Source organism: Pseudomonas arsenicoxydans (assembly GCF_006438915.1).
Classification (GTDB): Bacteria; Pseudomonadota; Gammaproteobacteria; order Pseudomonadales; family Pseudomonadaceae; genus Aquipseudomonas; species Aquipseudomonas arsenicoxydans_A.
The window spans coordinates 717,108-727,753 of record NZ_RCZE01000001.1 but is presented as its reverse complement, the minus strand read 5'-3'; the positions used below and the strand labels follow the sequence as shown (position 1 = coordinate 727,753).

The following is a 10,646-nucleotide window of genomic DNA, read 5'->3' as shown; positions in this document are numbered from 1 at the left end:
TTACTCGATGATTTTGGCTACGACGCCAGCGCCGACGGTACGACCGCCTTCACGGATAGCGAAACGCAGGCCATCTTCCATCGCGATGGTTTTGATCAGGGTAACAGTCATCTGAATGTTGTCACCTGGCATTACCATTTCAACGCCTTCTGGCAGCTCGCAGTTACCAGTCACGTCAGTAGTACGGAAGTAGAACTGTGGACGGTAGCCTTTGAAGAACGGAGTATGACGGCCGCCTTCTTCCTTGCTCAGAACGTAAACTTCTGCAGTGAACTTGGTGTGCGGCTTAACCGAACCCGGCTTAACCAGAACCTGGCCACGCTCAACGTCGTCACGCTTGGTGCCGCGCAGCAGCACGCCGCAGTTCTCGCCAGCACGACCTTCGTCGAGCAGCTTGCGGAACATTTCAACACCGGTGCAGGTGGTGACGGTAGTGTCACGCAGACCAACGATTTCCAGTGGATCCTGAACGCGAACGATACCGCGCTCGATACGACCAGTCACAACAGTACCGCGACCAGAGATCGAGAATACGTCTTCGATTGGCATCAGGAACGGCTTGTCRGTCAGACGAACTGGTTCTGGGATGTAGCTGTCCAGGGTTTCAACCAGTTTACGAACGGCAGTGGTGCCCATTTCGTTGTCGTCTTTGCCTTCCAGAGCCATACGCAGCCTTGTTCAGGAAAACCACGATGTACGGAACGCCTACCTGACGGGACAGCAGGATGTGCTCACGGGTTTGCGGCATCGGACCATCAGCGGCCGAGCAAACCAGGATAGCGCCGTCCATCTGTGCAGCACCGGTGATCATGTTCTTCACATAGTCAGCGTGACCTGGGCAGTCAACGTGAGCGTAGTGACGGATCTTCGAGTTGTACTCGACGTGTGCGGTGTTGATGGTGATACCACGAGCTTTTTCTTCTGGCGCGCTGTCGATTTTATCGAAATCAACGATGGCCGAACCGAAAACCTCGGAGCAAACACGAGTCAAAGCAGCAGTCAGCGTAGTCTTACCATGGTCAACGTGACCGATAGTACCAACGTTAACGTGCGGCAGCGAACGATCGAACTTTTCCTTAGCCATCGAAACAACCCCCAACAAAAGAATTGAGCAAGTAATATCAACCATTAAAACAAAGGCAGATATTTTCATATCTGCCTTGTTATATGGAGCTCTTGAGCGGATTTGAACCGCTGACCTCACCCTTACCAAGGGTGTGCTCTACCAACTGAGCTACAAGAGCGTAACACTTTGCAGGATCTGCAAACTTGGAGCGGGTAGCGGGAATCGAACCCGCATCATCAGCTTGGAAGGCTGAGGTTCTACCACTAAACTATACCCGCGGAGCTTGCAGCTCTCGCTAAAAATGGTGGAGGGGGAAGGATTCGAACCTTCGAAGTCGTAGACGTCAGATTTACAGTCTGATCCCTTTGGCCGCTCGGGAACCCCTCCTAAGCGAGCCGGCATTCTACATCATGCCAGCCTTCTGTCAAGCATTTTTCTCATTAAAAACCTGAGGTTAGCTGCGTTGACACTGCTTTCACATTGCTGACCGCTAAAGGTCTTCACTGCGAAGCGGGCGCCATTCTATGCAAACTATTCAGCCGGTGCAACCCCCTCACACGGCATTATTTTATGTTTTAACTCATTGAATTCTTTAGAAAGGTTTAACAGCTGCAAATCATCCAGTAAACGCTGGCTTTCGGGGGCCACACGCACCCAATAACCAGACGACTCGACGGCGTCTTTCGACAAAGACTGGTACTTAACGCCCATCTCTCCCAGTCGGCGTCCAGCCAACAGGATTGACTCCTGACGAGCAAAGCCCCCCAAATAGAGACAGCCATTACCGACCTCTGCGGATTTTCCTTTATCTCGAGTCGTATCAGCCGCCTCGCTTAACAAGCGAATATCCTGTTGCGCCCCCCGATACAAGCTCAAAGGCGTTACGTCTTTCGCCCGCAGCGGGGCCTCTTGTTGATGCCAAATGTAATAAAAGACGTTGAGTACGAGCAGCAAGAGGAACAACCAGCGCATAAAAACCTCAGGACAATGGACATGCCATCGCTAAACCTACAAAAATCAGGTCTGGAACCAGCCTGGCTTCGGGCACAATTCCGGAAACCAGCGTCGCATCGCCCCCGGTAAGGAACACAACAAACTCATCCCCCCAGTAACTACGCGCCAACTCCAACTGAGTCAGCACAAACCCCCTCAGCATAAGAGAGCACCCTCGCTCTACCGCTTCGACGGTTGTCCGGCCAGGAACGAGACTTTCGAGCGCTCGCTCGGCAGCCAGGTCACCGTATCTGATTTTGCGAGTATGGGTTCGCAGCTGGTTGCGCATCAAGGGCATGCCCGGGCAGATAAAGCCACCGAGGTGCTCCCCGTCCGCAGCGATGAAGTCGGCCGTCACAGCTGTACCGAAATCAAGCACCAGACACGCACCGGAAGCCAGATGAAACCCTCCGAGCATCGCGAGCCAGCGATCGAGACCCAGCCGCTCGAACTCATCATACCCGTTGCGCACCCCGGCCATTTCCCGGGCTGGTGTCGCGCATACCACGGACACACCGAAAGCTTGCGTCAATATAGAAGCTAACGCAGCGGTTTCTTCAGCCGTTCTAACGCTGACCAACCGACAATGCTTAAGCGCGAGCCCATCAAGCTTGCTCAAGCCCTCTAACAAAGCATCATCTGAATCAACCACACCCTCACTGAACACCCACCTGACATCTGCACAGAGCACACGCCATTTGATAAAACTGTTTCCACAGTCGAGCTCAAGAATCATCACGCAACCTCAAACTGAGCTCACCACCACTAAAGACTTTTTCCACGCCATTCACTTTCAAGCGCAAAGCCCCCTGACTGTCGATACCCAATACCTCACCATCTATTTGGCTTACGCCGGCAATCAAAGACACCGCCCGCCCCTGCCAAAGATGGTTTTGCTCCCACTCCGACTGGATAGAAGAAAATCCGTCAAGCTGGTGTCGAGCCAGGTATTCCTGGAGCATCAAGCCCAATCCCGAAATCAGGTGATTGCGATCAAACGCCTTGCCTGACTCCAGACGCATTGACGTCCATAACTGATCAACCTCTTCAGTTATCTGCATATTGACGTTAATTCCAACACCCAACACCACGTGGCAGACATCCGCAGGATCACCTACCAATTCGAGCAATATTCCGGCGATCTTTTTCTGCCCCACCAAAACATCGTTGGGCCATTTTAACCCCACTCCCGGAACACCGAGCGCTCGCAATGTCTGCATGACCGCAAGACCGACAACGAGGCTCAAACCCTCTAGCTGCCGCATTCCGCCTTCAATACGCAATACCAGGCTGTAATAGACGTTTTCTGCAAAAGGGCTTACCCACTTGCGCCCCCGCCGCCCGCGACCAGCCGTCTGGCGCTCGGCAAGCACCAAAAATGGTGCAACCTGACCACGCTCGATAGCGCGCAAGGCCTCAGCGTTGGTTGAATCTATAGAGTCGAAGAGCAAAATTGGCCAGCCACAAACAGGCGCCTCGTCCGTGATGGCGACAGGATCCAGTAGCGTCAACGGTGCAGCCAGCTGATATCCGCGGCCACGCACCTTATGAACTGACAAGCCAAGCTCAGCCTCTAGATGCTGAAGCTGCTTCCATACCGCACTACGACTGATCCCTAGTGCAGCGCCCAGGGTCTGGCCCGAATGGAACCGGCCATCTTTAAGAAGCTTTAACAACGTCAGCATGCAAGTCTCGCCTCACAATGAGGCCCGCATGATAGCCATGCCCCGAGCCGTTGCATAGAAACCCGACGAGGCGGATTTCCTGCGGACAAAACAAAACCCCTACCTGCATACGCAGATAGGGGTTTCGGAATTTAATCTTGACGATGACCTACTCTCACATGGGGAAACCCCATTTCGACAATGTATCGTCTTCACACACCGCAATCTGGTGCTCGTTCGCTTTTCAGCTCGAAGCAAGCAAATTGCTTGGGTGTTATATGGTCAAGCCTCACGGGCAATTAGTATTGGTTAGCTCAACGCCTCACAGCGCTTACACACCCAACCTATCAACGTCGTAGTCTTCGACGGCCCTTCAGGGGACTCAAGGTCCCAGTGAGATCTCATCTTGAGGCTAGTTTCCCGCTTAGATGCTTTCAGCGGTTATCTATTCCGAACATAGCTACCCGGCAATGCCACTGGCGTGACAACCGGAACACCAGAGGTTCGTCCACTCCGGTCCTCTCGTACTAGGAGCAGCCCCTCTCAAATCTCAAACGTCCACGGCAGATAGGGACCGAACTGTCTCACGACGTTCTAAACCCAGCTCGCGTACCACTTTAAATGGCGAACAGCCATACCCTTGGGACCGGCTTCAGCCCCAGGATGTGATGAGCCGACATCGAGGTGCCAAACACCGCCGTCGATATGAACTCTTGGGCGGTATCAGCCTGTTATCCCCGGAGTACCTTTTATCCGTTGAGCGATGGCCCTTCCATACAGAACCACCGGATCACTAAGACCTACTTTCGTACCTGCTCGACGTGTCTGTCTCGCAGTCAAGCGCGCTTTTGCCTTTATACTCTACGACCGATTTCCGACCGGTCTGAGCGCACCTTCGTACTCCTCCGTTACTCTTTAGGAGGAGACCGCCCCAGTCAAACTACCCACCATACACTGTCCTCGATCCGGATAACGGACCTGAGTTAGAACCTCAAAGTTGCCAGGGTGGTATTTCAAGGTTGGCTCCACGCGAACTGGCGTCCACGCTTCAAAGCCTCCCACCTATCCTACACAAGCAAATTCAAAGTCCAGTGCAAAGCTATAGTAAAGGTTCACGGGGTCTTTCCGTCTAGCCGCGGATACACTGCATCTTCACAGCGATTTCAATTTCACTGAGTCTCGGGTGGAGACAGCGCCGCCATCGTTACGCCATTCGTGCAGGTCGGAACTTACCCGACAAGGAATTTCGCTACCTTAGGACCGTTATAGTTACGGCCGCCGTTTACCGGGGCTTCGATCAAGAGCTTCGCGTTAGCTAACCCCATCAATTAACCTTCCGGCACCGGGCAGGCGTCACACCCTATACGTCCACTTTCGTGTTTGCAGAGTGCTGTGTTTTTAATAAACAGTCGCAGCGGCCTGGTATCTTCGACCGGCATGGGCTTACGCAGTAAATGCTTCACCCTCACCGGCGCACCTTCTCCCGAAGTTACGGTGCCATTTTGCCTAGTTCCTTCACCCGAGTTCTCTCAAGCGCCTTGGTATTCTCTACCCAACCACCTGTGTCGGTTTGGGGTACGGTTCCTGGTTACCTGAAGCTTAGAAGCTTTTCTTGGAAGCATGGCATCAACCACTTCGTGTWCTAAAAGWACACTCGTCATCAGCTCTCGGCCTTAGAATCCCGGATTTACCTAAGATTCCAGCCTACCACCTTAAACTTGGACAACCAACGCCAAGCTGGCCTAGCCTTCTCCGTCCCTCCATCGCAATAACCAGAAGTACAGGAATATTAACCTGTTTTCCATCGACTACGCTTTTCAGCCTCGCCTTAGGGACCGACTAACCCTGCGTCGATTAACGTTGCGCAGGAAACCTTGGTCTTTCGGCGTGGGTGTTTTTCACACCCATTGTCGTTACTCATGTCAGCATTCGCACTTCTGATACCTCCAGCAAGCTTCTCAACTCACCTTCACAGGCTTACAGAACGCTCCTCTACCGCATCACCTAAGTGATACCCGTAGCTTCGGTGTATGGTTTGAGCCCCGTTACATCTTCCGCGCAGGCCGACTCGACTAGTGAGCTATTACGCTTTCTTTAAAGGGTGGCTGCTTCTAAGCCAACCTCCTAGCTGTCTAAGCCTTCCCACATCGTTTCCCACTTAACCATAACTTTGGGACCTTAGCTGACGGTCTGGGTTGTTTCCCTTTTCACGACGGACGTTAGCACCCGCCGTGTGTCTCCCATGCTCGGCACTTGTAGGTATTCGGAGTTTGCATCGGTTTGGTAAGTCGGGATGACCCCCTAGCCGAAACAGTGCTCTACCCCCTACAGTGATACATGAGGCGCTACCTAAATAGCTTTCGAGGAGAACCAGCTATCTCCGAGCTTGATTAGCCTTTCACTCCGATCCACAGGTCATCCGCTAACTTTTCAACGGTAGTCGGTTCGGTCCTCCAGTTAGTGTTAMCCAACCTTCAACCTGCCCATGGATAGATCGCCCGGTTTCGGGTCTATTCCCAGCGACTAGACGCCCTATTAAGACTCGCTTTCGCTACGCCTCCCCTATTCGGTTAAGCTCGCCACTGAAAATAAGTCGCTGACCCATTATACAAAAGGTACGCAGTCACCCAACAAAGTGGGCTCCCACTGCTTGTACGCATACGGTTTCAGGATCTATTTCACTCCCCTCTCCGGGGTTCTTTTCGCCTTTCCCTCACGGTACTAGTTCACTATCGGTCAGTCAGTAGTATTTAGCCTTGGAGGATGGTCCCCCCATATTCAGACAAAGTTTCTCGTGCTCCGTCCTACTCGATTTCATGACTAAGAGATTTTCGCGTACAGGGCTATCACCCACTATGGCCGCACTTTCCAGAGCGTTCCGCTAATCTCAAAGCCACTTAAGGGCTAGTCCCCGTTCGCTCGCCACTACTAAGGGAATCTCGGTTGATTTCTTTTCCTCAGGGTACTTAGATGTTTCAGTTCCCCTGGTTCGCCTCTTAAGCCTATGTATTCAGCTTAAGATAACCATCTTATGATGGCTGGGTTCCCCCATTCAGACATCTCCGGATCAAAGTCTGTTTGCCGACTCCCCGAAGCTTTTCGCAGGCTACCACGTCTTTCATCGCCTCTGACTGCCAAGGCATCCACCGTATGCGCTTCTTCACTTGACCATATAACCCCAAGCAATCTGGTTATACTGTGAAGACGACATTCGCCGAAAATTCGAATTTCTCGTCTTCTTCAATGAATCAAGCAATTCGTGTGGGAACTTATGGAGCAGCTGATGTCGTCGATTAAGGAGGTGATCCAGCCGCAGGTTCCCCTACGGCTACCTTGTTACGACTTCACCCCAGTCATGAATCACACCGTGGTAACCGTCCTCCCGAAGGTTAGACTAGCTACTTCTGGTGCAACCCACTCCCATGGTGTGACGGGCGGTGTGTACAAGGCCCGGGAACGTATTCACCGCGACATTCTGATTCGCGATTACTAGCGATTCCGACTTCACGCAGTCGAGTTGCAGACTGCGATCCGGACTACGATCGGTTTTCTGGGATTAGCTCCACCTCGCGGCTTGGCAACCCTCTGTACCGACCATTGTAGCACGTGTGTAGCCCAGGCCGTAAGGGCCATGATGACTTGACGTCATCCCCACCTTCCTCCGGTTTGTCACCGGCAGTCTCCTTAGAGTGCCCACCATTACGTGCTGGTAACTAAGGACAAGGGTTGCGCTCGTTACGGGACTTAACCCAACATCTCACGACACGAGCTGACGACAGCCATGCAGCACCTGTCTCAATGTTCCCGAAGGCACCAATCCATCTCTGGAAAGTTCATTGGATGTCAAGGCCTGGTAAGGTTCTTCGCGTTGCTTCGAATTAAACCACATGCTCCACCGCTTGTGCGGGCCCCCGTCAATTCATTTGAGTTTTAACCTTGCGGCCGTACTCCCCAGGCGGTCAACTTAATGCGTTAGCTGCGCCACTAAGAGCTCAAGGCTCCCAACGGCTAGTTGACATCGTTTACGGCGTGGACTACCAGGGTATCTAATCCTGTTTGCTCCCCACGCTTTCGCACCTCAGTGTCAGTATCAGTCCAGGTGGTCGCCTTCGCCACTGGTGTTCCTTCCTATATCTACGCATTTCACCGCTACACAGGAAATTCCACCACCCTCTACCATACTCTAGCTYGTCAGTTTTGAATGCAGTTCCCAGGTTGAGCCCGGGGATTTCACATCCAACTTAACRAACCACCTACGCGCGCTTTACGCCCAGTAATTCCGATTAACGCTTGCACCCTCTGTATTACCGCGGCTGCTGGCACAGAGTTAGCCGGTGCTTATTCTGTCGGTAACGTCAAGACAGCAACGTATTAGGTTACTGCCCTTCCTCCCAACTTAAAGTGCTTTACAATCCGAAGACCTTCTTCACACACGCGGCATGGCTGGATCAGGCTTTCGCCCATTGTCCAATATTCCCCACTGCTGCCTCCCGTAGGAGTCTGGACCGTGTCTCAGTTCCAGTGTGACTGATCATCCTCTCAGACCAGTTACGGATCGTCGCCTTGGTGAGCCATTACCTCACCAACTAGCTAATCCGACCTAGGCTCATCTGATAGCGCAAGGCCCGAAGGTCCCCTGCTTTCTCCCGTAGGACGTATGCGGTATTAGCGTCCGTTTCCGAGCGTTATCCCCCACTACCAGGCAGATTCCTAGGCATTACTCACCCGTCCGCCGCTCTCAAGAGAAGCAAGCTTCTCTCTACCGCTCGACTTGCATGTGTTAGGCCTGCCGCCAGCGTTCAATCTGAGCCATGATCAAACTCTTCAGTTCAAACATCTTTGGGTTTTTAAGAAACCCTAAACTTGGCTCAGCAATCGTTGGTTACATCTTTGATTTCTCGCGGAGTAACTTGTGATGCTGATAATCTTGTTGACTATCAGTCTGACTCCACAAGCACCCACACGAATTGCTTGATTCAGTTGTTAAAGAGCGGTTGGTTAAGATCTTTCGTCTCAACCGAGGCGCGCATTCTACAGCAGCCTCTGTTGCTGTCAAGCGGTTATTTTCAGAAGCAATCTGAGCCATGATCAAACTCTTCAGTTCAAACATCTTTGGGTTTTTAAGAAACCCTAAACTTGGCTCAGCAATCGTTGGTTACATCTTTGATTTCTCGCGGAGTAACTTGTGATGCTGATAATCTTGTTGACTATCAGTCTGACTCCACAAGCACCCACACGAATTGCTTGATTCAGTTGTTAAAGAGCGGTTGGTTAAGATCTTTCGTCTCAACCGAGGCGCGCATTCTACAGCAGCCTCTGTTGCTGTCAAGCGGTTATTTTCAGAAGTTTTCAAAGTTTCGCTTGGAAATCTTYAACAACTTCAACCACTTGCGCTTCCGATCACTCGGTAGCGGGAGGCGAATTCTACAGCGTTACACGCTGCTGTCAACACCTCTTTTTCAACTCCTTTCGGGCTTCGATGACCTGAAGCCGCTTGCTGCCGAAAACTGCGTAACTCTTTGTTTACCAAGGATTTTTCCGTTTCGACTGCGCCGGAAGTGGGGCGAATTATAGACATCCAGAATCTGCCGTCAAGCACTGATTTGGCTTATCCATCAATAACTTGCCGAACGGTGCAAAACCACCCCATTCCTCTCACTATATAGAGGGGAAACAGCTCCCCTCTATATAGTGACAGTCCTCAGAGCACCCCAGCCTCTTTGAAAGCAGCCACGGCACCGGCCCCAAGACCCAGCACACGCTGAAGCACCTCCTGCGTATGCTCACCCAATAAAGGAGGAGCATTGCGGTACTCCACCGGAGTCTCGGACAGACGAATAGGGCTCGCCACCTGCGGCACCATCCCTGCCAACGCATGGGGCATTTCAATCGCCAACCCACGCGCCTTAACCTGAGGATCAGCAAACATCTGCGCCAGGTCATTAATCGGGCCACAGGGCACGCCGGCCTGCTCCAGCTGCAACACCCATTCAGAGGTGGTCTTGAACACCGTGGCCTGACGGATCAGCGGAATCAACACCGCCCGATTCGCCACTCGCAGCTTATTGGTCGCAAAGCGCGGGTCGTCCGCCCACTGCGGCTGCCCGGCCACTTCAGCAAACTTGCGGAATTGACCATCGTTCCCCACGGTAAGGATGAAGTCGCCGTCCGCTGTAGGAAAATCTTGATAAGGCACGATGTTCGGATGCGCGTTACCCAGACGTTTGGGCGCATTGCCCGTCGTCAGGTAGTTCATCGCCTGGTTAGCCAGACAGGCCACCTGAACATCCAGCAACGCCATGTCGATGTGCTGGCCGCCACCGTCGTGATCCCGATGCGCCAGCGCCGCCAGAATCGCCACCGTTGAATAGAGCCCGGTCAAAATGTCCGTCAGCGCGACACCGACCTTCACCGGCCCGGCACCCTCATCCCCTTCCGGTCGCCCCGTCAGGCTCATCAGGCCACCCAGACCCTGAATCATGAAGTCATAACCCGCACGCTTGGCGTAGGGGCCGGTCTGACCGAACCCGGTAATCGAGCAATAGATCAGATTTGGATTAATGGCCTTGAGCGACGCATAGTCCAGCCCATAAGCCGCCAAGCCACCGACCTTGAAGTTTTCGATCAGGATGTCCGACTTCATCGCCAAATCACGCACCAACTTCTGACCTTCCGGACGGGTGAAGTCGATGGTGACCGATTGCTTGTTGCGATTGGCCGACAAGTAATAGGCGGCCTCGCTGGTGTTCTCGCCATAGGCGTTTTTCAGAAAAGGAGGCCCCCAGGCGCGCGTGTCATCGCCATTGCCGGGGCGCTCGACCTTGATCACCTCAGCGCCAAGGTCCGCCAGGATCTGACCGGACCAAGGCCCGGCCAGTACCCGCGATAAATCCAGTACCCGCAGATGCGAAAGCGCGCCCATG

At 53.0% G+C, this 10,646-nt stretch carries 4 protein-coding genes, 3 tRNA genes, 2 rRNA genes and 1 pseudogene; all 10 read right to left on the bottom strand.

Translation table 11 applies throughout. The annotated features are described in order from the left end of the window. Positions 1-1,084, bottom strand: a pseudogene (locus EAH78_RS32555) (elongation factor Tu). 84 nt (positions 1,085-1,168) lie between these two features. Next, positions 1,169-1,244: transfer RNA gene (locus tag EAH78_RS03390), tRNA-Thr, on the bottom strand. 26 nt (positions 1,245-1,270) lie between these two features. Then, positions 1,271-1,344: transfer RNA gene (locus tag EAH78_RS03385), tRNA-Gly, on the bottom strand. A 24-nt stretch (positions 1,345-1,368) separates the two neighbouring features. Next, positions 1,369-1,453 (bottom strand) — tRNA-Tyr (locus tag EAH78_RS03380). Positions 1,454-1,597: 144 nt separating this feature from the next. Next, positions 1,598-2,038, bottom strand: a complete 441-nt coding sequence (locus EAH78_RS03375) for a hypothetical protein (protein WP_140665596.1) — start codon at positions 2,036-2,038, stop codon at positions 1,598-1,600. Between the two features lie 7 nt (positions 2,039-2,045). After that, positions 2,046-2,795 (bottom strand): pantothenate kinase, encoded by a 750-nt coding sequence (locus EAH78_RS03370; protein WP_140665592.1) that lies wholly within the window; start codon positions 2,793-2,795, stop codon positions 2,046-2,048. Then, entirely contained in the window at positions 2,785-3,744 is a 960-nt protein-coding gene (birA, locus tag EAH78_RS03365; RefSeq protein WP_140665587.1) for a bifunctional biotin--[acetyl-CoA-carboxylase] ligase/biotin operon repressor BirA, read from the bottom strand. The genes EAH78_RS03370 and birA overlap by 11 nt, the downstream gene beginning before the upstream one ends. A gap of 257 nt (positions 3,745-4,001) precedes the next feature. Next, positions 4,002-6,893, bottom strand: a 23S ribosomal RNA gene (locus tag EAH78_RS03360). A 124-nt stretch (positions 6,894-7,017) separates the two neighbouring features. After that, positions 7,018-8,554 (bottom strand): 16S ribosomal RNA (locus EAH78_RS03355). Together the 16S and 23S rRNA genes form the textbook arrangement of a ribosomal RNA operon. A gap of 870 nt (positions 8,555-9,424) precedes the next feature. Next, positions 9,425-10,645 carry a CaiB/BaiF CoA transferase family protein gene (locus EAH78_RS03340; protein WP_140665581.1) on the bottom strand — a complete coding sequence of 407 codons (1,221 nt, stop codon included), beginning with the start codon at positions 10,643-10,645 and terminating at the stop codon, positions 9,425-9,427. Position 10,646 lies beyond the last annotated feature (1 nt).

What these genes read in the sequence shown, in the direction of transcription:
- EAH78_RS03375 (WP_140665596.1), bottom strand. Translation starts at nt 2,038, where the DNA reads ATGCGCTGGTTGTTCCTCTTGCTGCTCGTACTCAACGTCTTTTATTAC.
- EAH78_RS03370 (WP_140665592.1), bottom strand. Translation starts at nt 2,795, where the DNA reads ATGATTCTTGAGCTCGACTGTGGAAACAGTTTTATCAAATGGCGTGTG.
- birA (WP_140665587.1), bottom strand. Translation starts at nt 3,744, where the DNA reads ATGCTGACGTTGTTAAAGCTTCTTAAAGATGGCCGGTTCCATTCGGGC.
- EAH78_RS03340 (WP_140665581.1), bottom strand. Translation starts at nt 10,645, where the DNA reads ATGGGCGCGCTTTCGCATCTGCGGGTACTGGATTTATCGCGGGTACTG.